The organism is Streptomyces sp. NPDC048424, from assembly GCF_040651555.1.
In the GTDB taxonomy this organism is placed as follows: Bacteria; Actinomycetota; Actinomycetes; order Streptomycetales; family Streptomycetaceae; genus Streptomyces.
Genome location: NZ_JBEZKE010000032.1, coordinates 1 through 21,742 on the forward strand (window position 1 = coordinate 1; position 21,742 = coordinate 21,742).

General features: G+C 71.2%; 21 protein-coding genes and 2 pseudogenes. 13 read left to right on the forward strand and 10 right to left on the reverse strand.

What is annotated here, in order from left to right; translation table 11 throughout:
- Positions 1-312: 312 nt before the first annotated feature.
- The 5 genes and pseudogenes from AB0D29_RS31655 to AB0D29_RS31675 form a co-directional block, all read left to right on the forward strand.
- Positions 313-510: pseudogene (locus tag AB0D29_RS31655) on the forward strand (helix-turn-helix domain-containing protein); the annotation flags it as partial.
- A gap of 123 nt (positions 511-633) precedes the next feature.
- Positions 634-1,047, forward strand: a pseudogene (locus AB0D29_RS31660) (MarR family transcriptional regulator); the annotation flags it as partial.
- A 170-nt stretch (positions 1,048-1,217) separates the two neighbouring features.
- Positions 1,218-2,306 (forward strand): sn-glycerol-3-phosphate ABC transporter ATP-binding protein UgpC, encoded by a 1,089-nt coding sequence (ugpC, locus tag AB0D29_RS31665; RefSeq protein ID WP_362858944.1) that lies wholly within the window; start codon positions 1,218-1,220, stop codon positions 2,304-2,306.
- Positions 2,307-2,495: 189 nt separating this feature from the next.
- Positions 2,496-2,909 carry a hypothetical protein gene (locus AB0D29_RS31670; protein WP_362858946.1) on the forward strand — a complete coding sequence of 138 codons (414 nt, stop codon included), beginning with the start codon at positions 2,496-2,498 and terminating at the stop codon, positions 2,907-2,909.
- Between the two features lie 28 nt (positions 2,910-2,937).
- Positions 2,938-3,705 carry a nucleotidyltransferase family protein gene (locus AB0D29_RS31675; protein ID WP_362858947.1) on the forward strand — a complete coding sequence of 256 codons (768 nt, stop codon included), beginning with the start codon at positions 2,938-2,940 and terminating at the stop codon, positions 3,703-3,705.
- 143 nt (positions 3,706-3,848) lie between these two features.
- Here AB0D29_RS31675 and AB0D29_RS31680 read toward each other — a convergent pair whose 3' ends face one another.
- The 6 genes from AB0D29_RS31680 to AB0D29_RS31705 form a co-directional block, all read right to left on the reverse strand.
- Complete coding sequence (locus AB0D29_RS31680; protein ID WP_362858949.1) at positions 3,849-5,378, reverse strand: DoxX family membrane protein; 1,530 nt, start codon at positions 5,376-5,378, stop codon at positions 3,849-3,851.
- Positions 5,379-5,578: 200 nt separating this feature from the next.
- Positions 5,579-6,550, reverse strand: a complete 972-nt coding sequence (rlmB, locus tag AB0D29_RS31685) for a 23S rRNA (guanosine(2251)-2'-O)-methyltransferase RlmB (RefSeq protein ID WP_362858950.1) — start codon at positions 6,548-6,550, stop codon at positions 5,579-5,581.
- 110 nt (positions 6,551-6,660) lie between these two features.
- Positions 6,661-8,061 (reverse strand): cysteine--tRNA ligase, encoded by a 1,401-nt coding sequence (gene cysS, locus AB0D29_RS31690; protein ID WP_362858951.1) that lies wholly within the window; start codon positions 8,059-8,061, stop codon positions 6,661-6,663.
- 93 nt (positions 8,062-8,154) lie between these two features.
- Positions 8,155-8,685, reverse strand: a complete 531-nt coding sequence (ispF, locus tag AB0D29_RS31695) for a 2-C-methyl-D-erythritol 2,4-cyclodiphosphate synthase (RefSeq protein ID WP_362858952.1) — start codon at positions 8,683-8,685, stop codon at positions 8,155-8,157.
- Positions 8,675-9,421, reverse strand: a complete 747-nt coding sequence (ispD, locus tag AB0D29_RS31700) for a 2-C-methyl-D-erythritol 4-phosphate cytidylyltransferase (RefSeq protein WP_362858954.1) — start codon at positions 9,419-9,421, stop codon at positions 8,675-8,677. Before ispD ends, ispF begins: the two co-directional genes overlap by 11 nt.
- 291 nt (positions 9,422-9,712) lie before the next feature.
- On the reverse strand, positions 9,713-10,195 hold the full coding sequence (locus AB0D29_RS31705; protein ID WP_003953493.1) for a CarD family transcriptional regulator: 483 nt from the start codon (positions 10,193-10,195) through the stop codon (positions 9,713-9,715).
- Between the two features lie 602 nt (positions 10,196-10,797).
- On the opposite strand from AB0D29_RS31705, the gene AB0D29_RS31710 reads away from it, so the two are divergent.
- Positions 10,798-11,475 (forward strand): DUF461 domain-containing protein, encoded by a 678-nt coding sequence (locus AB0D29_RS31710; RefSeq protein WP_362858955.1) that lies wholly within the window; start codon positions 10,798-10,800, stop codon positions 11,473-11,475.
- Positions 11,476-11,601: 126 nt separating this feature from the next.
- Here the strand turns inward: AB0D29_RS31710 and AB0D29_RS31715 are convergent, their stop codons facing one another.
- Both AB0D29_RS31715 and AB0D29_RS31720 read right to left on the reverse strand, forming a co-directional pair.
- On the reverse strand, positions 11,602-12,282 hold the full coding sequence (locus tag AB0D29_RS31715; protein WP_030387286.1) for a response regulator transcription factor: 681 nt from the start codon (positions 12,280-12,282) through the stop codon (positions 11,602-11,604).
- 41 nt (positions 12,283-12,323) lie between these two features.
- On the reverse strand, positions 12,324-13,523 hold the full coding sequence (locus tag AB0D29_RS31720; RefSeq protein WP_351587199.1) for an ATP-binding protein: 1,200 nt from the start codon (positions 13,521-13,523) through the stop codon (positions 12,324-12,326).
- Positions 13,524-13,739: 216 nt separating this feature from the next.
- On the opposite strand from AB0D29_RS31720, the gene phoU reads away from it, so the two are divergent.
- The 4 genes from phoU to AB0D29_RS31740 all read left to right on the forward strand — a co-directional run bounded on the left by phoU (position 13,740) and on the right by AB0D29_RS31740 (position 15,996).
- Complete coding sequence (gene phoU, locus AB0D29_RS31725; protein WP_351587195.1) at positions 13,740-14,417, forward strand: phosphate signaling complex protein PhoU; 678 nt, start codon at positions 13,740-13,742, stop codon at positions 14,415-14,417.
- Positions 14,418-14,576: 159 nt separating this feature from the next.
- On the forward strand, positions 14,577-14,726 hold the full coding sequence (locus tag AB0D29_RS31730; RefSeq protein ID WP_167344738.1) for a hypothetical protein: 150 nt from the start codon (positions 14,577-14,579) through the stop codon (positions 14,724-14,726).
- A 161-nt stretch (positions 14,727-14,887) separates the two neighbouring features.
- Positions 14,888-15,367 (forward strand): hypothetical protein, encoded by a 480-nt coding sequence (locus tag AB0D29_RS31735; protein WP_362858957.1) that lies wholly within the window; start codon positions 14,888-14,890, stop codon positions 15,365-15,367.
- Between the two features lie 86 nt (positions 15,368-15,453).
- A complete protein-coding gene (locus AB0D29_RS31740) occupies positions 15,454-15,996 on the forward strand; it encodes a DUF4262 domain-containing protein (protein WP_362858958.1) in 543 nt (180 codons plus the stop codon).
- A 37-nt stretch (positions 15,997-16,033) separates the two neighbouring features.
- Here AB0D29_RS31740 and AB0D29_RS31745 read toward each other — a convergent pair whose 3' ends face one another.
- On the reverse strand, positions 16,034-16,822 hold the full coding sequence (locus tag AB0D29_RS31745; RefSeq protein WP_362858959.1) for an arylamine N-acetyltransferase: 789 nt from the start codon (positions 16,820-16,822) through the stop codon (positions 16,034-16,036).
- A gap of 187 nt (positions 16,823-17,009) precedes the next feature.
- Here AB0D29_RS31745 and AB0D29_RS31750 point away from each other — a divergent pair, with 187 nt between their 5' ends.
- Complete coding sequence (locus AB0D29_RS31750; RefSeq protein WP_362858961.1) at positions 17,010-18,566, forward strand: hypothetical protein; 1,557 nt, start codon at positions 17,010-17,012, stop codon at positions 18,564-18,566.
- A gap of 368 nt (positions 18,567-18,934) precedes the next feature.
- Entirely contained in the window at positions 18,935-19,318 is a 384-nt protein-coding gene (locus AB0D29_RS31755) for a hypothetical protein (RefSeq protein WP_362858962.1), read from the forward strand.
- A gap of 199 nt (positions 19,319-19,517) precedes the next feature.
- On the opposite strand, the gene AB0D29_RS31760 is transcribed toward AB0D29_RS31755, so the two are convergent.
- Positions 19,518-20,279, reverse strand: a complete 762-nt coding sequence (locus AB0D29_RS31760) for a phosphoglyceromutase (protein WP_319724882.1) — start codon at positions 20,277-20,279, stop codon at positions 19,518-19,520.
- A 151-nt stretch (positions 20,280-20,430) separates the two neighbouring features.
- Here AB0D29_RS31760 and AB0D29_RS31765 point away from each other — a divergent pair, with 151 nt between their 5' ends.
- Positions 20,431-21,729, forward strand: coding sequence for an MFS transporter (locus AB0D29_RS31765; protein ID WP_362858963.1), 1,299 nt, complete (start codon positions 20,431-20,433; stop codon positions 21,727-21,729).
- Positions 21,730-21,742: the final 13 nt, after the last annotated feature.

The following is a 21,742-nucleotide window of genomic DNA, read 5'->3' on the forward strand; positions in this document are numbered from 1 at the left end:
AAGCGGATGAGGCCCGCGGGGATGTCCAGGACGGCGGAGACGGGGGTGGCGGTGGCGAACTTCTGCATCGTTCTTCTCTTTCTCCAGTGGCGGGCGCTCTGTCGGCCCGCCGTTTCTGATGAACGAAAAGCTACGTTGCATTCACAGATCTGGCAACGAGTCCGTTGCGTGCGAATGTCATTTACGCAGCTCACAGCAGGTATTTCATTGCAATGGTTTTGATTTCAATGCAACAGCCCACACGCGTCACGTTGCAATGAATGAAGAGTGAACGCTATGCTGGAGCGACGCCGCACCACGAAGGAGACCGCGATGCCGGGAGGCAGACTCACCCAGCAGGAACGCCAGCAGATCGCGCTGGGACTGGCCGACGACCTCGCCTACGCGGAGATCGCCAGACGCCTCGACCGCCCCACCTCGACGGTCACCCGCGAGGTGATGCGCAACGGCGGCCCCGCCGCCTACCGCGCGGAGCTGGCCCACCGCGCCACCGAACGCCGCGCCCACCGGCGCAGGCAGCCCGCCCCCCGGGGGGCGCAGGCGCCCGAGCAGGCACACGGACGCGACGCGGAGGCCGTGCGCGCGTACGAGGAGACGTTCACCACCCTCTTCACCGCGCAGGGCCTGCCCACGATGACGGCCCGGGTGCTGGCGTCCCTCTACACGACCGACGCGGGCAGCCTCACCGCGTCCGAACTCGTCCAGCGCCTCGAGGTCAGCCCGGCGTCCATCTCCAAGGCGATCGCGTTCCTCGAAAGCCAGGGCCTCATCCGCCGGGAACGCGACGAACGCCGCCGCGAGCGCTACGTCGTCGACGACGACGTCATGTACCAGTCGACGATCGCAGGCGCCCGCGCCAACGCCCTGCTCGCCGAGACCGCGCGCCAGGGCGTCGGCGTCCTCGGCCCCGGCACCCCGGCCGCCGCCCGCCTGGAGAACATCGCCCGCTTCGTCGACTTCATCGCCGAGAGCATCGCCCGCGCCGCGGACCAGGCCCGCGAGATCCTCCACACGAAACCCGAACCGCCCTCGACCGGCACCGGCTGAGCCGGGTCCCGGGCCCGGAACCCGTCCGCCGATCCCGCGCCCCCCGGGTACTGACAGACGGCGTTCCGGCAGGTAGCGTCGGGCGGAGTCCGGTGCTACTGGACTAGACCCATTCTTCCTTCCACTCGGATCGTCCGGCACGTTCCTGCCGGTAGAAGGGATTCATCACCATGGCTTCTGTCACTTTCGACAAGGCGACCCGGCTGTACCCCGGCGGCGACAAGCCCGCCGTCGACCAGCTGGAGCTGGAGATCGAGGACGGCGAGTTCCTCGTCCTCGTCGGTCCTTCCGGCTGCGGCAAGTCCACCTCGCTGCGCATGCTCGCCGGCCTGGAGGACGTCAACGGCGGCTCCATCCGCATCGGTGACCGCGACGTCACGCACCTGCCGCCCAAGGACCGGGACATCGCGATGGTGTTCCAGAACTACGCGCTCTACCCGCACATGTCCGTCGCCGACAACATGGGCTTCGCGCTCAAGATCGCCGGCGTGGACAAGGCCACCATCCGCAAGAAGGTGGAGGAGGCGGCCGACATCCTCGACCTGCGCCCCTACCTCGACCGCAAGCCCAAGGCGCTCTCCGGCGGCCAGCGCCAGCGCGTCGCGATGGGCCGTGCGATCGTGCGCCAGCCGCAGGTGTTCCTGATGGACGAGCCGCTGTCGAACCTCGACGCCAAGCTCCGCGTGTCCACCCGTACGCAGATCGCGGGCCTGCAGCGCCGCCTCGGCATCACCACCGTCTACGTCACCCACGACCAGGTCGAGGCCATGACGATGGGCGACCGCGTGGCCGTCCTGAAGGACGGGCTGCTCCAGCAGGTCGACACCCCGCGCAACATGTACGACCGCCCCGCGAACCTCTTCGTGGCCGGCTTCATCGGCTCCCCGGCCATGAACCTGGTCGAGGTCCCGATCACCGACGGCGGCGTGAAGTTCGGCGACAGCGTCGTCCCGGTGTCGCGCGAGGCGCTGTCCGCCGCGGCCGACGCGGGCGACCGCACCGTCACGGTCGGCGTGCGCCCCGAGCACTTCGACCTCGCCGAGACCGGCGGCCTGACCATCGACGTGAACGTCGTCGAGGAACTCGGCGCCGACGGCTACGTCTACGGCTCCACCCCGGGCGAGAAGGGTGCGCAGGACCTCGTGGTCCGCGTCAACGGCCGCCAGGTGCCCGAGAAGGGCTCCAGCCTGCACGTGGTGCCGCGGGCCGACGAGATCCACGTGTTCTCGACCTCCTCCGGCGAGCGGCTCTCCGGCTGACTCCGCAACACGGCTAGAGCGAGGGGCGTTCCGTCAAGGGGCGCCCCTCCGCCGTGCGTTGCCCAACTCCGGCAGACCGGGCCATTCAGCCCTCTCCGTCAACCCGCAATTCGAAAAGCCACGTCGAACCGTCCCTCGACAGGGTGACTAAATGTCGCCAAATCTTCACCGAGCGCTACTCTCGCCCTCGTGACCCACACTGCCCGCCGTATCGGCCGATCCCTCGCCCTGGTCCTGCCCGTCGTCCTCGTCCTGTCCGGGACCCTCGCGGTCACCATGGTCCCCTGGGCGGACACGTCCTCCTCCCAGATCCTGACCGCCTCCGCCGAGGGCGTCTCCGCCCCGGCGAAGCCGCGCGCCGCGCACGAGGTGCTGCGCGAGCAGCTCGTCGGCGATCTGCAGCAGGGCCAGGCGCCGGACGACGTCCTCACGCACCTCCAGCAGGAGGTGAACCGGCGGCCGTCGCTCGCCGAGCACTGCGTGGGGATCGCCCGGGCACTGGGACGGGCCGCCGTGGACGCGTACGGCCCCACGAAGGCCCAGTCCTACGCCCGACCCGTGTGCGACACCTCGTACGCCACCGGCGTCGCCTCCATGGGCTGACGCACCTCTCGTCCCTACGCTGGCCGGCATGACCGACGACCACCGATCCGCTCCATCCGCTTCCTCCGCAGCCGCGTTCCCCGCCGCCCCCACCCAGGCAGTCGTCCTGGCGGGCGGCCAGGGTTCGCGGCTGCGTCCGTACACGGACGACCGCCCCAAGCCGATGGTCGAGATCCCGGGGACGGGGGTGCCGATCATCGGGCACCAGCTGGCCTGGCTGGCCGCCGAGGGCGTCACGGACGCGGTGATCTCCTGCGGGCACCTCGCAGGGGTGCTCCAGGAGTGGCTGGCCGGGGCGCGGTTGCCGCTGCGCGTGACCACGGTGGTCGAGGAGGAGCCGCTGGGCCGGGGCGGTGGCCTCAAGTACGCCGCACGCCACCTCCCGCACCCGGACCGGGCCTGGTACGCGACGAACGGCGACATCTGGACCCGGTTCTCGCTGCGCGAGATGGCGGCCTTCCACGCCGAACGCGGCGCCGTGGCGACGCTGGCCCTGGCCCGGCCGCGGATCCCGTGGGGGGTGGTGGAGACCAACGAGTTCGGGCACGTACTGGACTTCATCGAGGCACCGTTGTCGCCGTATCCGGTCAATGCCGGCGTGTACGTCTTCGGACCCGAATTCGCCGCGCTGCTCCCGGACTTCGGGGACCACGAGCGGACCACCTTCCCGCGCCTGGCGCGCGAGCGGCGGCTGGCGGGCTTCCCGCTGCCCCAGGGGGCCTACTGGCGGGCCATCGACACCGCGAAGGACCTGACCGAGGCCGCAAGGGAGTTGGCGGCTCAGGCACGCTCCTGAGCCCGCTCAGGAGCCCGCGGCCCCCACCCCCGACCCCGACCCGCCTCCGCCTCCGTACGGGGCTTCGCGCCTCGCCCGGCGCACGCGAAGGGCCCGGCACGCTCGCGCGCGCCGGGCCCCGTACCGGTCCCCGTCGGTGGGGCTCAGCCGATGAGACCGCCGATCAGGCCGGGCTGCTTCGTCGGAGTCCCGCCCCCGCCGTTCGAGCTGCCCGAGGAGGACGGCTGCCTGGGCGAGGTGGACTGGCGGGGGGTGCTGCGCGGGGTCTGCTGCTTGCCGGTGGTGCCCCGCGTCGCGGTGGGCGACTGGGATCCCGTTCCGGCGGTCTCCCGGCTGGGGGCGCCCGAGGCGCTCTTGCCGGACTTCGCGGCGGGCTCGGTGGGAGTGGCGGAGGCCGAGGGGGTGGCCGCCTTGGTCGTCGGCTGCGCGGCGGGCTGCTGCCTGGCCGGGGTCTGCGGCAGCGGCCGGCCCGGCAGGTAGTTGGTCGGGGCCTGCCCGGGGCCGGGAACGGTGACGACGGTGGTGGAGCGGACGGCGCCGCCGAGGAGCGAGCCGACGAGCAGGGTGAGTCCGCAGACGACGGTGGCCATGATGGTTCCGCGGCGCAGGACCCGCCGCCGCAGCCGCCAGATCTCGGAGCGCGGCCCGAGGGTGCGCCAGGCCTCGCCGGCGAGGCGCCCGTCGAGGGAGTAGACCGGGGCGCCCGCGATGATCAGCGGGCTCCAGGCGGCGAGGTAGATGATGTCGGGCGCGTCGTAGGCGGGGACGGTCTTCCAGCTCACCGTCATCAGCAGCGCGGCGGACAGGAGCGCCCCGAAGCAGGCGGCGAACCGCTGCCACAGGCCGAACACCGTCAGCACGCCCACGATGACCTGGAGGAAGGCCACGCTCAGGCCCGCGCCGACGGGGTGCGCGAGGGCGAAGTCGCGCAGCGGCTCGGCGAGGGCCCACGGGGTGAGCGTGTGCAGCCAGGTCACCATGGAGCCGCGCTCGCCGCCGTCGAAGTAGACGGGGTCGCACAGCTTGCCCATGCCGGCGTAGATGGAGATGAAGCCGAGGAAGACGCGCAGCGGGAGCAGCACGACGCCGAGGTTCATCCGGCGGCCCGGGTAGTACGAGGCCTGTCCCCGGTTGTCGGCGGCCTGCCGCCGCGGGTCCGGCCCGGGTCCGGAGCCGGGCGGCTCCTGGTGGGGCAGGTCCCGTACGGCGGCCAGCGGGCGCGTCTCGGCGGGGTCCCCGTAGGTGCGCTGGCCGATGACGGTCGGCGTGGCGAGGGTGTCCTCGGCGAGGTCGTGGGCGAGGTCGATGCGCGGGATGACCTGGGTGGCTCCGCCGTCGTACTCGCCGCCGTCGTACCCGTCGTGGCCGCGCCCGGCCTCGCGCACGGCCTGGAGCAGTCCGCCCATGGCCGCGGCGTCGCCCGCGTCGGACTTCCCGCTCCACACCACGGGGGCGCGGCGGCGGGTGGCCCCGGCGGCCGCCACCACGGCACCGCCCAGGACGGGCGCGCGGCCGGGGGCCTTGGCGGGCTTGGAACGCGCGCTCGGGCTCGGTGCGAGCCGCACGCGGAAGCTGGCGTGGTTGACGATGACCTGTGCGGGATCGCACGGCACCTTGACCATGCTCAGCGCGGGCTGGTCGTCGAACCCTGACGTTCTGGTGTCCACACTCATCTAACCGAGTGATCAGTGTTTAGGACACTGCCTTGACGACAGGGATGTGTCCGAGACCCGTCAAGATCAAGCCACCCCGCCCGAAACGGGCGGGGTGACACGCTCACGGGTCACTTTCCGTGAGCCAAGTGGATCAAGGGATCCGCGGATCAGGCGCGGCCGGGGACCGGAAACGGCCGCGGATCGGACCCGGCTGCCGATCAGATGCGGCCGCGGTCCGCGCGGCGGCGGGCCGCCTCGTAGAGCACGACGCCCGCGGCGACACCGGCGTTGAGGGACTCGGCGCCACCCGGCATCGGGATGCGCACGAGGTAGTCGCAGTTCTCGCCGACGAGGCGGCCGAGGCCCTTGCCCTCGGAGCCGACGACGATGACGACCGGGCCGCCGAGCGCCTCCAGGTCGGTGACCGTGTGCTCGCCCTCGGCCGCGAGGCCGACGATGGTGATGCCGGCCTTCTTGTAGTCCTGGAGGGCGCGGGTCAGGTTGGTGACGCGGGAGACCGGGGTGCGGGCGGCGGTGCCGGCGGAGGTCTTCCAGGCACCGGCGGTCATGCCGGCGGCGCGGCGCTCGGGGATGACCACGCCGTGGCCGCCGAAGGCGGAGACGGAGCGGACGATCGCGCCGAGGTTGCGCGGGTCGGTGACGCCGTCGAGGGCCACGATCAGCGGGTCGTCGCCGTCGTCGTAGGCGGCCGCGGTGAGGTCCTCGGGGTGCGCGTACTCGTACGGCGGGACCTGGAGCACCATGCCCTGGTGGTTGAGCCCGTTGGTCATGCGGTCGAGCTCGGGGCGCGGGGCTTCCATCAGGTTGATGTTGCCGCGCTCGGCGGCGAGCTGGAGGGCCTCGCGGACGCGCTCGTCGTTGTCGATGAACTGCTGGACGTAGAGCGTCGTGGCGGGCACGCCGTCGCGCAGCGCCTCGAAGACCGGGTTGCGGCCGACGACCATCTCGCTGGTGCCCTTGGGGCCGCCGCGGCGGGGGGCGGGGCGGCGCTTGGCGGCCTGGCGGGCCATGGCGTTGCTGATGCGGTTGGCCTTGTGCTTCTTGCGGTCCTCGGCCTTGGGCGTGGGGCCCTTGCCTTCCAGTCCCTTGCGCCGCTGGCCACCGCTGCCGACCGTCGCGCCCTTCTTGTTGGACGTGCGGCGGTTCCTGCGCTGGCTGTTCCCGGCCATGACTTCTACCTGTTTTCGTTGGTGCTGCGGTATGTACGTATGAAGAGTGTGCCGCCCGGAGCGCCGGGCGGCACACCAAGCTCAGCCGGCCGACCGGCCTCGGGCCGGGCTCAGCGGGGGCCGAGCGTCCAGCGCGGGCCGGTGGGGCTGTCCTCGATGACCAGGCCGGACTGCTGGAGCTGGTCGCGGATGGCGTCGGCGGTCGCCCAGTCCTTGCGGGACCGGGCGGACTCGCGCTGTTCGAGGACGAGGCGCACGAGGGTGTCGACGGCGCCGTGGAGGTCTTCCCCGCGGTCGGCCTCGCCGGCCCAGTGCGGGTCGAGCGGGTCCAGACCGAGGACGGCCAGCATGGCCCGCACCTCGGACAGGCGCGCGATGGCCGCGTCCTTGTCGTCGGCGGCGAGCGCGCTGTTGCCCTGACGGACGGTGGTGTGGACGATGGCCAGCGCCTGCGGGACGCCCAGGTCGTCGTCCATGGCCTCGGCGAAGGCGGGCGGGACCTCGCCCGCGGCCTCGACGGGGCCGCCGGCCTTCTCGATGACCCGCTGGTAGAAGCCCTCGATCCGGGCGAAGGCCGACTCGGCCTCGCGCAGTGCCTCCTCGCTGTACTCGATCATCGACCGGTAGTGCGGGGTGCCGAGGTAGTAGCGCAGGACGATCGGGCGCCACTGCTTGACCATCTCGGAGACGAGGACCGAGTTCCCGAGGGACTTGGACATCTTCTCGCCGGACATGGTGACCCAGGCGTTGTGGACCCAGTAGTTCGCGAACTCGTCGCCGAAGGCCTTGGCCTGGGCGATCTCGTTCTCGTGGTGCGGGAAGATCAGGTCGAGCCCGCCGCCGTGGATGTCGAAGGCCTCGCCGAGGTACTTGTGCGCCATGGCGGAGCACTCCAGGTGCCAGCCCGGGCGGCCGCGGCCCCACGGGGTCTCCCAGGAGGGCTCGCCGGGCTTGACGGACTTCCACATGGCGAAGTCGCGGGCGTCGCGCTTGCCGGTCTCGCCGGTGCTCTCCGGCTGGCGGATGTTGTCGAGCTCCTGGCGGGAGAGCGCGAGGTAGCCGGGGTACGACTTCACGTCGAAGTAGACGTTGCCCTCGGACTCGTAGGCGTGACCGCGCTCGATGAGGCCGCGCATCATCTCGACCATCTCGGTGACGTGGCCGGTGGCGCGGGGCTCGTAGGTGGGCGGGAGGCAGCCGAGGGCGCCGTAGCCGTCGTTGAAGGCGCGCTCGTTCTCGTAGCCGATGGACCACCACGGGCGGCGCTGCTCGGCGGACTTCGCGATGATCTTGTCGTCGATGTCCGTGACGTTGCGGATGAAGGTGACCTCGTAGCCCCGGTACTCGAACCAGCGGCGCATCATGTCGAAGTTGAGGCCCGACCGGATGTGCCCGATGTGCGGGGCGGCCTGCACCGTGGCGCCACAGAGGTAGATCGAGACACAGCCCGCGGTGAGCGGGGTGAAGTCGCGGATCTGCCGGGCGCTGGTGTCGTACAGGCGAATAGTCACGGCATCCAGGGTAGTGCGCCTGTAGCAGTGCCCCGCGCCCTTTGGGGACGCGGGGCACCTTTGTTGCGGAAGAAGTGCCGTTGCTACGGGTGTTCAGGCCCGGTTCGTCCGGTACACGAGGGCGGTCGCGATGGCGGCGAGCCCTTCGGCCCGGCCGGTGAGGCCCAGTCCGTCGGTGGTGGTGCCGGATACGGAGACGGGGGCGCCGGCCGCTGCGGCGAGCGCCTTCTGCGCCTCTTCGCGCCGCTTGCCGATCTTCGGGCGCACGCCGATCACCTGGATGGCGATGTTGCCGATCTCGAAGCCCTCGGCGCGGACGATGCGGGCGGCCTCCGCCAGGAGGGTGACGCCGGCGGCGCCGGACCACTCGGGGCGGGAGGTGCCGAAGTGGGCGCCGAGGTCGCCGACACCGGCGGCGGAGAAGAGGGCGTCGCAGGCGGCGTGCGCGGCGACGTCGCCGTCGGAGTGGCCGGCGAGGCCGTCCTCGCCCTCCCAGAGCAGGCCGGCGCACCACAGCTCGCGGCCGGTCTCGAAGGCGTGCACGTCGGTGCCGATGCCGACGAGCGGGATCAGCGGGGCCTGCGGCGCTTGCGGGGCCTGCGGGCTCTGCGGACTAGAAAGCATCGGTGGCCCTCCTGCGGGCGAGTACGGCCTCTGCGAGGACCAGGTCGAGCGGGCGGGTGACCTTGAAGGCCTCCTCGTGGCCGGGGATCACCACGACGGTGACGCCGAGCCGTTCCACCATGCCGGCGTCGTCGGTGGCGCCCTCGCCGTCGACGGCGATCGCGGCGTGCGCCCGCAGGAGGGTGGCGAGGTCGAAGCCCTGCGGGGTCTGCACGGCGCGCAGCCGGGCCCGCTCGGGCGTGGCGAGCACCGGCTCGGCCTCGCCGGGCTTGCCGGGCTCGACCTCCTTGACGGTGTCGGCCAGGGGCAGCGCGGGCACCACGGCGGGGGCTCCGTCGCGTACGGCCTCGACGACGGCGTCCACGGTGTCCACGGGGACGAGCGGGCGGGCCGCGTCGTGGATGAGTACGGAGGTGACGTCCTGCGGCAGCGCGTCCAGGCCGGCGCGTACCGACTCCTGGCGGGTCTCGCCGCCGGGGACGACGAGGACCTCGGTCCTCTCGGGCAGCGCGTGCTCGTCCAGGAGGAGGCGCACCTCGGCGGCCTCGGCGGGCGGGGCGACGACCACGACCAGGGAGACCGCGCGGGAGCGGGCCATGGCGCGGACGGCGTGGACGAGCATCGGGGTGCCGCCGAGGGCCCGCAGGGCCTTGGGGGCACCGGGGCCGAGGCGTACCCCGCGGCCGGCGGCCGGGATCACCGCGGCGGTGCGGTGGGGGCGCGTTACGTCAGACATCAGTAGCTCCGAGCCAGGTTTGTGACTTCGGCCGACATGGGTATGGCCTGAAGGGTGCCGGGTGCGACGCCCCTCGCCCCTTCCGTGACGACCGGTCGAGCAGGCTGCCCGGGCCCGGCACGCCATCGAGTCGGTGGCAGTGAGGTAGTGCAGAAGAGTACGTATCCGTACGGACGCGTACGGATACAGACATGCCGCAGCGCCCGGCAACAGGTCTCTCGTGGAGGAGAGACGTTGTCATCGGGCACCGCGGCAGACTGTGCACAGAGGCTGTGCACGGGGTGCCTCGCGTCAGGACGCGAGCACCTCGTCGAGGAGGGCCTCGGCCTTGTCCTCGTTCGTGTTCTCAGCGAGCGCGAGCTCGCTCACCAGGATCTGGCGTGCCTTCGCGAGCATGCGCTTCTCACCCGCGGACAGCCCGCGCTCACGCTCACGACGCCACAGGTCACGCACCACTTCGGCGACCTTGATGACATCGCCAGAAGCGAGCTTCTCCAGATTTGCCTTGTAGCGCCGGGACCAGTTCGTCGGCTCTTCTGCATACGGTGCGCGGAGCACCTCGAAGACCCGGTCCAGCCCGTCCTGGCCGACTACGTCGCGAACGCCGACGAACTCCGCATTGTCCGCAGGCACACGAACCGTCAGGTCGCCCTGGGCGACCTTGAGCACCAAGTAGGTCTTGTCCACGCCTTTGATCTGACGAGTCTCAATGGCCTCGATCAGCGCGGCCCCGTGATGGGGATAGACCACGGTGTCGCCAACCTTGAACGTCATGTGACAGGTACCCCTTCCGTGGCTATCCAGGGTAACACGAGAACTGACTGTTATGAATGGCGTTTTCGCAGGTCAGGGCACATCTCGGGGCTTGACAACAGCGACAGGAACGTGCTGCGAAGGGCTTGCGGAAGGGGGTATTCGCAGGTCGGGGGCGCTGCGCGGACCAGGCGAAAGGGCCACGCTACACCCGTCCCACTCCCCCATCCGTGTGATGTACGTCCCGTTTTGCCGGTTTCGGAGTCGGGAAACCGAACTACTCCGTTCGACTGGCGGCCGCCCCCGCGGAGCGGGTTCCGGCCCAATCCCGAATTGATCACGAAGTGGTGTTCGGGGGAATCCCGGAAATTGATCACCGGACGCCCGGCGCACGATATGCGAGCGGCACATGATCGGCGCGGCGAAGAGCACCCGGAAGGGCGGGCGGAATGCAAGATCGCGGGGCGCCCGCAGGGTGGCGGCTGCGCTGCGGAGGGTCGGGTGCGGGGGCGGGGCGGCGGCTCGGTAACCTAAGCGCGCTGACACACCCTTAGAGCGGCTTTACCTCGGCCGTTCCGAGCGCCCACCCGCCCCTTCCGTTCGTCCAAGGAGTTGCCGCCGCCGTGAGCCGCAGCCTTCGACGCGGCGCCCTCGCCGCCACCGCCGTCGTGTTCTCGATCGCCTCGCTGGCCGCATGCGGTGCGGGCCAGGACGCGCAGACCCTCCAGATCAAGCCCGACAACGCCGCCGCCACCAAGGGTGAGATCGAGGTCCAGAACGCGCTGGTGATCACCCAGGGCCAGAAGGGCGAGAAGGGCCCGGCGGTCGTCTCGGCGACGCTCTTCAACAACGGCACCACGGCCCAGACCCTTGACGGCATCACCCTCCCGAGTGGCAAGGGCAAGGTCGTGCTGAAGCCCGCCGAAGGCTCCGGCAAGGTCACCGTGCCGGCCCTCGGCTCCGTGGTGATCGGCGGCAAGGGCAACGCCTCCGCCGTGATCGAGAACGGCGCCGCGGCCGTCCGCGACGGCGAAGTGCAGAAGGTCGTCTTCCAGCTGAGCAGCACGGGCGGCGTCGAGCTGGAGGCCTTCGTGGTCCCGGCCACCGGCATGTACGCGCCCTACGGCCCGACGGTGGCCCCGGCCGCCAGCCCGGCCGCCGGCGCCACCCCGTCCGGCACCCCCTCCGGCTCTCCGTCGGGCGCGGCCACCGGTGCCGCCTCGGGCAGCCCGTCCGGCTCCCCCTCGGGCAGCGCCGCCGGCACCCCGTCGGGTTCCCCGTCGCACAGCGCGGGCCACTGAGCCCGAGGGCGGCGTAGCGCCGTACACGTACGCATACGGGAAGGGCCCCCATCCGCACCAGCGGCTGGGGGCCCTTCCCGTACTGCTTCCCGTACTGCCTTCCCGAACTGCCGGGACGCCTTCGGTTTACGGCTCGAACTTGTAGCCCAGGCCGCGGACCGTCACCAGGTAGCGCGGCGCGCCCGGGTCCGGCTCGATCTTGGCGCGCAGGCGCTTGACGTGGACGTCGAGGGTCTTGGTGTCACCGACGTAGTCGGCGCCCCAGACCCGGTCGATCAGCTGCATGCGGGTCAGGACGCGGCCCGCGTTGCGCAGCAGCATCTCCAGCAGGTCGAACTCCTTCAGCGGGAGGTCCACCTTGCCGCCGGCGACGGTGACCACGTGGCGGTCGACGTCCATGCGTACGGGCCCGGCCTCCAGGGCCGCCGGGGTGACCTCCTCCGGCTCGCCGCGGCGGCGCAGGACCGCGCGGATGCGGGCGACCAGCTCCCGCGAGGAGAAGGGCTTGGTGACGTAGTCGTCTGCTCCTATCTCCAGCCCGACGACCTTGTCGATCTCGCTGTCCTTGGCGGTCACCATGATCACGGGAACGTTGGAGCGGCCGCGCAGCTGCCGGCAGACCTCCGTGCCGGGCAGGCCGGGAAGCATCAGGTCGAGGAGGACGAGGTCGGCGCCGTTGCGCTCGAACTCGTCCAGCCCGTCGGGCCCGGTCGCGGCGATGGCGACCTCGAAGCCCTCCTTGCGGAGCATGTACGACAGGGCGTCGCTGAAGGATTCCTCATCCTCGACGACGAGCACTCGGGTCACGGAAGGACCTCCGGGGCAGGAATGGCTGGTGCGGTTCTGGTTCAGGCAGGGGTGGAGTGGGTGTGGGGGGTCGGCGCCGGGGCCGGCGCGGCCGCTTCGGGGAGTCGCAGGGTGAACGTGGAGCCCTGGCCCTCCGAACTCCATACCGACACCTCCCCGCCGTGCGAGGCCGCCACGTGCTTCACGATCGCAAGGCCGAGGCCCGTTCCTCCCGTGGCACGGGAGCGGGCCGGGTCCACGCGGTAGAAGCGCTCGAAGATGCGCTCGCGGTCCTTTTCCGGGATGCCGATGCCCTGGTCGGTCACGGCGATCTCGATCAAGTCTCCCCCAGGTGCCGCCACCCTGCGGCCGGCTATGCCGACGCGGGTGCGGGCGGGGCTGTAGTTGACGGCGTTCTCGACCAGGTTTCCGAGGGCGGCCGCGAGCTGTCCGCGGTTGCCCCATACCCGCAGGTCGGCGGTGCCGCCCGCGGCCATGGTGATCTGCTTGGAGGACGCCGTGTGGCGGCAGCGGTCGATGGCCTCGGCCACGAGCGTGTCCACGCGTACGGGCTCGGCGTCCTCCAGCGGGTCGTCGTTCTGTACCCGGGAGAGGTCGATGAGCTCCTGCACGAGGTTGATCAGCCGGGTGGCCTCGATCTGCATGCGGCCGGCGAAGCGGCTGACCGCCTCGGGGTCGTCCGAGGCGTCCATGACGGCCTCGGACAGCAGGGAGATCGCGCCGACCGGGGTCTTCAGCTCGTGCGACACGTTGGCCACGAAGTCGCGGCGTACGGCTTCGATGCGGCGGGCCTCGGTGAGGTCCTCGACCAGGAGGAGCACCAGGCGGGAGCCGAGCGGGGCCACGCGCGCCGAGACGGCGAGGGCCTCGCCGCGGCCGGTGCCGCGCCGGGGCAGGTCCAGCTCCACCTGGCGTATCTCCCCGTCGCGCCGGGTGTCACGGGCCATGTGGAGCATGGGCTCGACGGCGAGCTTGCCGCCGCGGACCAGGCCGAGGGCGTACGCCGCCGAGCTGGCCTTGACCACCGCGTCGCCCTCGTCCAGTACGACTGCGGAGGAGCGGAGCACGGAGAGGACGGTGTCCACGCCGGGCGGGAGCACCGCATTGATGTCGGGGCGCATGGAGCTCCGGGTGGGGCGGGCCTGGTCGCGCTCGCTCCAGCGGAACGCCAGCATCGCGATCACACCGGTGCAAAGACCGGCGATCGCTGCAGCTGCGGCGACCGCCGCGTTCACGTCCATGGATCCAGGTTAAGCAGGCCCGACGACACTTCCACAGCCGTTCGGGTGGCAGCTCGAACAGTCGTCGCCCAGAGTTCACCCTGGCGACGGGGTTGATTCACTTGTGATGCCGGAGTCGGACGCGTTTGCGGCTCACCGTGTCAACGTGGGGCCAAAGGCCGCCCCGGCCCGCCCCGGGCAGTACCGCAGTAGTAGGTCGAGAGAGGGACACGAGACATGCGCGACGCGTACCACGAGGAACTGGACTCGATCGGAGAAGGCCTGGTCGAGATGGCCCGGCTCGTCGGTTCCGCGATCGGGCGGGCCACGACGTCCATGCTCGACGCCGACCTGAAGCTCGCCGAGAGCGTCATCGCCGCCGACCAGAAGGTCGACGACCTCCAGCACGACCTGGAGGCCCGCGCCATCGCCCTGCTGGCCCGCCAGCAGCCGGTCGCCACCGACCTGCGCATCGTCGTGACCTCGCTGCGCATGAGCGCCGACCTGGAGCGCAGCGGTGACCTGGCCCAGCACGTGGCGAAGCTCGCCCGGCTGCGCTTCCCGGACACGGCGGTCCCGCGGGACCTGCACGCCACCATCCTGGAGATGGGGCAGCTGGCGCAGCGCCTGATGGCGAAGGCCGCCGAGGTGATCATCACGAAGGACGTCGACCTCGCCCTCCAGCTGGAGCAGGACGACGACGAGATGGACCAGCTGCACCGCACGCTGTTCCAGCACCTGATGGACGACCGCTGGAAGCACGGCATCGAGACGGCGGTGGACGTGACGCTGCTGGGCCGCTACTACGAGCGCTTCGCGGACCACGCGGTGTCGGTGGCCAAGCGCGTCGTCTACCTGGTGACGGGTGAGCACGCGGACGACCTCCAGCAGCCCACGCAGGTCGAGGGCGTCTGACAGCGGGGGCACGGCGAGCACGGTCAGCGGGGCGCGCGGACGCGCGGCGAACGCGGTCGGCACGGCGAGCCCCAATGCGCCGTTGACGCGCCGGTGGCACTGGGCATGAATGAGGCGAAGGCCGTACGACTCCCTGTACACCGCCTGCGAGGAGGAACCATGCCCGATTCCCCCGTCCCCATCACCCCGGAGCAGGAGCAGCCGCCGAGGCCGGAGCCCCTGCGCCTCCCGCTGCTCGCAGCATGCGGCTGCGGCTCGGGCTGCGGCTGCGGCTGCCAGTCCGGCGCCCCCTGCCAGTGCGGCGGCTGACCGCCGCCGTCGCCGGCTCCACGCACGCGAAGGCCCCGTCCGAGTTCCCTCGGCCGGGGCCTTTCGCGTGGGCGCGGGCAACGGTTGCGCGCGGGGAACCGGCATGCGCACCTCCACGTCCTAGATCCTGAACACGTTCGAATCGATCTTGGGAGTGGCGCATGCCGCGGCGGACGAAATGGATGATCGCCGGGGCAGTCCTCTTCGTGGTCGCGGTGGAGCTACCCGTACTGGTCTGGTTCTGCGGCTTGCTCTACGCGCTCAAGCACGCCGGCGAGACGGAGGAGGTCCCCGCGGGCTGCGGAAAGGCGATGACGGCGATCGGCTGGAAGCTGCCGCCGCACGCGGACCGCGAGGACTGCTTCGAGCTCGACGACCCGGCCTTCGGCAGCCAGTGGACGGGGACGTTCCGCATGCCGCGCTCGGAGGTCCGGGGCTGGCTCGACTCCCACCCCGAGGAGCGGAGCCCCACCTCACGGGCCTCGCGCGGGGCGGTCGAGGGCCAGAGCGGATACCACCTCAACCTCCACTACCCGAAGGCGCCCAACTTCGGTGACGGCGGGATCGATTTCGTGGAGGTCGACGTCGCCTGGGAGGGCGAGGAGGCCGCCGTCGTCACCTTCAGGACCTACCCCGACTAGCCCGTGCCCGGACGCGGCTGACCGGACACGGCTGACCGGACGCGGCTCACCGGGCCGCGTGCTCGGGGCGCGACTACGCTCCTCGGGTGAACGACTTCCCGTGTTTCTGCCTCATCTGCGCCCCGACCGAGTTCGGCGGACCCCCGTCGGAGGAGCGGGATGCCCGCACCACGAAGAACGTCGCGGACTACGGCTGGCACGTCATGGGCGTGGCGGGCGGCGACTCCCCCGGCGACTGGGCCTACTCCATCGGCCTCTGGCACACACTGCGCAGCCCCGAGGTGAGCGTGTTCGGCCTGCCCTCCCAGACCGCCATGCGCGTGGCGAACGCGGCCGGGGCGGCGGTCCGGGGCGGCAACCCGCTCGGGCCGGACCAGCGCCGGGACGACGTTCTCGACGGCTGCGACGTGATCGTCCGGCCCGTGCACCCCAGCTGGTACTACGACTTCTTCGGTGCGGGCATCGACTTCTACCAGACCCCGCCCCTGCCCATCACCCAGCTGTTCTGGCCGGACAAGGAGGGGCTCTTCCCCTGGGAAGACGGAGCGGGCGAGCACTGCCGCACGAGCCAGCCCCTGCTCTGGATCCCGAAGGAGGAGAGCTCCGGTCCGTGGACCGAGGTCGCCTGAGACCGCCGGTGCACCCGGCCTGCGGGTGCCGATCGGCTCAGGGCCGGGGGTGGAGCGGCACGGGCAGCCGGTCGAGCACGATGCCGAACTCGGCGCGGTAGGCGGCCCGTACCTCCTCGTCGGTTGCCAGCTCCTCCTCCGTACGGTCGCCGTCCGCCGAGGTGGCGATGAGCGTGTGGTCCCGCAGGGTGATCCGGCCGCCGTCCGCGGTGAGCCGGGAGCAGACCGGGCCCTTGGTGAAGCCGGACTCCGGGCTGGTGCAGTGCCACCAGGCACCGGTCAGGAAGTCGGCGAGCGCGCGCGGGCGGGTCTCCAGCCGGTACACGGGCGCGCCGTCGTGCAGCACCTCGAGGTCCCCGTCCGGGGCCGGCCGGACCAGGAACGCCCCGGCCGGATCCTTCTGTTCGCCCGGCTCGTCCAGGTCCAGCGGGTACGCCGTGTGGTCGCCGAAACCCACGTCCGCGAGCCAGCGCCCGTCGACGCGCAGCGCCAGGTGGTCGTACGGGACGCCCAGCGCGCCGTCCTTTCCGTACACCCGGGCCTGGAGGAGCTCCACCCGGTGACCGAGGGCGCCCAGCAACGCGGCGAACCCGGCGTTCAGTTCGTAGCAGATCCCGCCCCGCCCGGCGGTCACGATCTTGTCGAAGACGGCGTCCCGGGTGAGCACGAGGTCCTCGCCGAGGTGGATCGACAGGTTCTCGAACGGCACGGCACGCAGGTGGCCCAGGTGCAGCTCGCGCAGCGAGCCGGCCGTGGCCCGAGGGGGCCGCGCCACCCCCAGGCGCCGCAGGTAGGCATCGGTACGGGCGGGGTCGAGAGTTTCCATGCCGCCACTCTCCCCACCCCGGACCCCGCGCGCCATGCGCCATTGGACCTAGGCCCCACCGGCCCCGCCCGGCCGGCCCGATACCCGGGTGATCACCCGCGCACTGCTCTGTAGGCTGTGCGAGCTCATGCTGAGCGCGTTCAAAAGCTAAAAAATGGGGGGTTCGGTGCGCGATCGCCGACTCGTAATGTCCGCTGCCGCCATCGTGGCGGCAAGCATCGGTTTCATCCCCGGCACGGCTCAGGCCGCCGATCCGGTCAAGCCCGCCGCGCAGCCGGCGGGGGCACCCGCCGTCGCCCCGGCCAAGAGCCTGGCGGCAGGGTTCGGGACCTTCACCAGCGGCCCCACCGCCGGCCCGCAGCTGGGTCTCTCCCTGAGCGCCCGGATGTCGACGGCGCACAGCTTCGAGCTGGCGATCTACCTGAACAGGTCCGCACCGCCGCTGGACACCACCATCGACTGGGGTGACGGGACCACGGAAACGGTGACGGCCGCCGGTGCCTGGGAGACGCGGGCCAATCACACGTTCAAGAAGCTCGGCGAGTACACGATCAAGGCCACGGTCGTCGATCCGGCACTCGGGACGCAGGAGACCAAGGAGGTCCGGGTCACGACGGCGGGCTCGGAGTTCACCCCGTACGGTCCCACCCGCCTGCTGGACACCCGCAGCGGCACGGGGGCCGTCAAGGGCAAGGTCAACGCGTACTCCTCGACCCGACTGAAGGTCGCGGGGAACGGCGGCATCCCCGCCGGGGTCACCGCCGTCGCGCTCAACGTGACCGCCACGAACACCACCAGCGGCGGGCACGTCAGCGTCTTCGCCTCCGGCGACACGCGGCCGACCGCATCGAACATCAACTTCGAGGCCGGTCAGACCGTCCCGAACCTGGTGATCGCGAAGGTCGGCGAGGACGGCTACGTCGAGCTGTACAACGGCGGCTGGGAGCCGGTCGATCTGATCGCGGACGTCACCGGCTACTTCGGCCGGCAGGAAGCGAGCGGGTACACCGCGCAGGCGCCGACCCGGGTCGTCGACACCCGCTCCGGGACCGGCACGCAGCTCGGCGCGGTCGCCGGCCAGGCGTCCTTCACCGTCAAGGTGGCCCAACCGGGCGCCACCGCCGTCGCGCTGAACGTGACCGCCACCAACCCGCGGGAGGCCGGCCACCTGACCGTCCACCCGGCCGGGGCGGCGGCGCCGACCACGTCCAACGTGAACTTCACCGCCGGACAGACGGTCGCCAACTCGGTGATCGTGCCGGTCAACAAGGACGGCGAGATCACCGTCCGCAACGGATCCTGGGCCCCGTCCGACGTCATCGTGGACCTGGTCGGCACGTACAGCACCGCGAGCAACGGTGCCTACGTGCCGGTCGCGCCCGTCCGGCAGATCGACACGCGCGAGAGCTGGTCCAAGGGGCCGTGGCCCACGCGCGGGTACCTCTGGCAGGCCTTCTCGGTGGAGCAGGAGGCCTGGGTGCTGAACACCACGGTCACCAACACGCGCGGCGCGGGCTTCCTCTCGGTCGCACCGGACCACAACTCCACCGGCGACTACGCCAACGGGACCGCCGGCAGCCCGGCGCGTCCGCAGTCCTCCACCCTGAACTGGACGACGGGCAAGACCGTCGCCAACCTGGTTCAGGCGGATGCCGGCGCCAACAGCATCGTCGACTTCTGGAACCAGGGCTGGGACCAGGCCGACCTGGTCGTCGACATCTTCGGCTACTACGACAACGAGTAGACGAAAGCCCCTGACCTGCACCGCACGCGCAGGTCAGGGGCTCTTTCGTGCGTCAGGGCTACTTCTTGCGCGGTCGCCTACCGGTGAGGCGAGTGCGAGCGCAGCGAGCTGCCAAGGGTCGGTGGCCGAAGGCCACTCCTTCCAGGTCACGCAATGAGAGTCCACGGTGGGCTTGGCGCGAAGGGCCGAGGCCTACGGCCGGTGACGTCCGGGATGGGCTGGTTTGTCAAGCCCCGACTTCCCGGGCCGTGACCCGGGCCCATGCGTGGGGCGCAATGGAGTGACGGATGACGCCGAAGCACAGCGGACGGGCAACCCGCCCCACCACATCCGACCCCCGAAATCCACGACCTGAGGAGCCTTTCCCCATGACCGCCACCCGGACCCGACGTGTCGTCCCCCTCCTGATCGTCACCCTCCTGGCCGGCGGTGGCGCCTCCCTCTCCTCCAACGCGTTCGCCGCTCCCACCACCACAACCGCAAACGTCACCACCGACACGGACAACACCGTGTCGAGCAGCGCAGGGGGCAACGAGGTGGCGACTTACCTCACCGACAGCCCGCGCACCATCAAGCACATCGCAAAGAAGCCCAGGCCCGTGAAGAAGCTGATCCGCACGGTCGATCAGTACGGCGTCGGGGCCCGCAAGGAGGGCGTCATACAGGGCGCGGGCGGAGACGCAGGTTCCGACGGCACCCGATTCGTGCCGAAGTACCCCACCACGCCCTGCGTGAACCTGGACTGCCTGTAGCGATCGCCAGCTCGGTCGAGTACCGCATGCCTGCTAGGTCTAGCAGCACCGCTAGCAGCCAAAATGCCGTGCGCGGGAGGCTCTCGGCCGGGCTCTGCGGCCGGACGGTCCCCCACGCTGAGGGCCCACAGTGGGCCCAGGGCAAACGAATGCCCCCGATCTGCGCTGTGTGCGCAGGTCAGGGGCATGATCGCTTCGGCTACTTCTTCTTGCCCTGGTTCTTGACGGCCTCGATGGCGGCGGCGGCCGCGTCCGGGTCGAGGTAGGTGCCGCCCGGCTTGAGGGGCTTGAAGTCGGCGTCCAGCTCGTAGACGAGCGGGATGCCGGTCGGGATGTTCAGGCCCGTGATGTCGGCGTCGGAGATGCCGTCGAGGTGCTTGACCAGACCGCGCAGGGAGTTGCCGTGCGCGGCGACCAGGACCGTGCGGCCGGCCAGCAGGTCCGGGACGATGCCGTCGTACCAGTACGGCAGCATGCGCTCGACGACGTCCTTGAGGCACTCGGTACGCGGGCGCAGCTCGTTCGGGATCGACGCGTAGCGCGGGTCCTCGGACTGCGAGAACTCCGTGCCGTCCTCGAGGACCGGCGGCGGGGTGTCGTACGAGCGGCGCCACAGCATGAACTGCTCCTCGCCGAACTCGGCGAGGGTCTGCGCCTTGTCCTTGCCCTGGAGCGCACCGTAGTGGCGCTCGTTCAGGCGCCAGGAGCGGTGCACCGGGATCCAGTGGCGGTCCGCGGCCTCGAGCGCGAGCTGCGCGGTGCGGATGGCGCGCTTCTGGAGGGAGGTGTGCAGGACATCGGGCAGCAGGCCGGCGTCCTTCAGCAGCTCACCGCCGCGGACCGCCTCCTTCTCGCCCTTCTCGGTGAGGTTGACGTCCACCCAGCCGGTGAACAGGTTCTTCGCGTTCCAGTCGCTCTCGCCGTGGCGGAGGAGGATCAGCTTGTACGGTGCGTCGGCCATGCGTACGAGCCTAATGGACGGGCGGGGGCGCTCGCGCGCGAGGCGGGGTCCTCCGATTGACCTCGCGCGTCAATCGAGTAGCGCCCGGGGCCCTGCCGATCGTAATGTTCACTCTGCTCAAGTGACACTTACGTCCCCGGGGGGAATCCTTATGTCCGCTGCCAGTCTGAGACGGGCCGCCCGGGAGAGCGTCTCGGGTCTGCCCCGCGCGTTCTGGTGGCTGTGGACGAGCACGCTCATCAACCGGCTCGGGGCCTTCGTCGCCACCTTCATGACCTTGTACCTGACCCTGGACCGGGGCTACTCGGCCTCCTTCGCGGGACTGGTGGTCGCCCTCCACGGGCTCGGCGGCGTCGTCTCCTCGCTCGTCGCGGGCGTGATGACCGACCGGCTGGGGCGGCGCCCCACCCTGCTGGCGGCCCAGGCCTCGACCGCGTTCTCGGTGGCGCTGCTCGGCTTCATGGAACACCCGGCGGCGATCGCCGCGGTGGCCCTGCTCGTCGGCATGACCTCGAACGCGTCCCGGCCGGCGGTCTCGACGATGATGGCGGACATCGTCCGCCCGGAGGACCGCGTACGGGCCTTCGCGCTCAACTACTGGGCCATCAACCTCGGCTTCGCCATCAGCGCGACGGCGGCGGGCGTGATCGCGGAGTACAGCTACCTGGCCGGCTTCCTGGGCGAGGCGGCCCTGACGCTGGTCTGCGCGGTGCTGGTCTTCGTCAAGCTCCCCGAGTCCCGGCCGGAGCGTCCCCGGGGCGCGTCGGCCACCGCCGGTGAGGAGCCCGCGATCGGGCTCGGGAGCGTGCTGCGGGACGGCCGGTTCATGGGCGTGGTCGGGCTGTCGTTCCTGATCTCGCTGATCTTCACGCAGGGCTCTGTCGGCCTGCCCGTCGCGATGGGCGGCGCCGGGTTCTCACCCGGGGACTACGGGCTGGTCATCGGCGTGAACGGGCTGCTGATCGTGCTGCTGCAGATCCCGGTCACGGCCTTCATCGAGCGGCGCGACCCGCAGAAGCTGCTGGTGATCTCGGCACTGCTGGCCGGGTACGGGTTCGCGCTGACGGCCTTCGCCGGGCCCCTGTGGGCGTACGCGCTGACGGTGTGCGTGTGGACGCTGGCGGAGATCGTGAACTCGCCGACCCAGATGAGCCTGGTCGTGCGGCTGTCGCCGGTGCACGGGCGCGGCCGCTACCAGGGGGTCTACAACCTGTCGTGGGCCGTGGCCTCGCTGGTGGCACCGCTGATGGCGGGCTTCGCGATCGACCGGTACGGGGCCGACTGGCTGTGGGGGGCCACGGGTGTGCTGGGCACGGTGGCGGCGGCGGGGTACTGGCTCCTGATGCGGGGGCTCTCCGAGGATGAGGCGGGTACGGGCGCGACCGTGGCCGTGGCCGGTGGTGGCACCGCACCGGTGTCCAAGCCGGCTCCGGCCGGGGCCGAGGCTTAGCGCGGCCGCCGCT

Bases quoted from the DNA above. Each gene is read 5' to 3' on its own strand.
- ugpC (WP_362858944.1), top strand. From the start codon at position 1,218: ATGGCTTCTGTCACTTTCGACAAGGCGACCCGGCTGTACCCCGGCGGC.
- AB0D29_RS31675 (WP_362858947.1), top strand. From the start codon at position 2,938: ATGACCGACGACCACCGATCCGCTCCATCCGCTTCCTCCGCAGCCGCG.
- AB0D29_RS31680 (WP_362858949.1), bottom strand. From the start codon at position 5,378: ATGAGTGTGGACACCAGAACGTCAGGGTTCGACGACCAGCCCGCGCTG.
- rlmB (WP_362858950.1), bottom strand. From the start codon at position 6,550: ATGGCCGGGAACAGCCAGCGCAGGAACCGCCGCACGTCCAACAAGAAG.
- ispF (WP_362858952.1), bottom strand. From the start codon at position 8,685: ATGCTTTCTAGTCCGCAGAGCCCGCAGGCCCCGCAAGCGCCGCAGGCC.
- ispD (WP_362858954.1), bottom strand. From the start codon at position 9,421: ATGTCTGACGTAACGCGCCCCCACCGCACCGCCGCGGTGATCCCGGCC.
- AB0D29_RS31705 (WP_003953493.1), bottom strand. From the start codon at position 10,195: ATGACGTTCAAGGTTGGCGACACCGTGGTCTATCCCCATCACGGGGCC.
- AB0D29_RS31720 (WP_351587199.1), bottom strand. From the start codon at position 13,523: ATGGACGTGAACGCGGCGGTCGCCGCAGCTGCAGCGATCGCCGGTCTT.
- phoU (WP_351587195.1), top strand. From the start codon at position 13,740: ATGCGCGACGCGTACCACGAGGAACTGGACTCGATCGGAGAAGGCCTG.
- AB0D29_RS31730 (WP_167344738.1), top strand. From the start codon at position 14,577: ATGCCCGATTCCCCCGTCCCCATCACCCCGGAGCAGGAGCAGCCGCCG.
- AB0D29_RS31735 (WP_362858957.1), top strand. From the start codon at position 14,888: ATGCCGCGGCGGACGAAATGGATGATCGCCGGGGCAGTCCTCTTCGTG.
- AB0D29_RS31745 (WP_362858959.1), bottom strand. From the start codon at position 16,822: ATGGAAACTCTCGACCCCGCCCGTACCGATGCCTACCTGCGGCGCCTG.
- AB0D29_RS31750 (WP_362858961.1), top strand. From the start codon at position 17,010: ATGTCCGCTGCCGCCATCGTGGCGGCAAGCATCGGTTTCATCCCCGGC.
- AB0D29_RS31755 (WP_362858962.1), top strand. From the start codon at position 18,935: ATGACCGCCACCCGGACCCGACGTGTCGTCCCCCTCCTGATCGTCACC.
- AB0D29_RS31760 (WP_319724882.1), bottom strand. From the start codon at position 20,279: ATGGCCGACGCACCGTACAAGCTGATCCTCCTCCGCCACGGCGAGAGC.
- AB0D29_RS31765 (WP_362858963.1), top strand. From the start codon at position 20,431: ATGTCCGCTGCCAGTCTGAGACGGGCCGCCCGGGAGAGCGTCTCGGGT.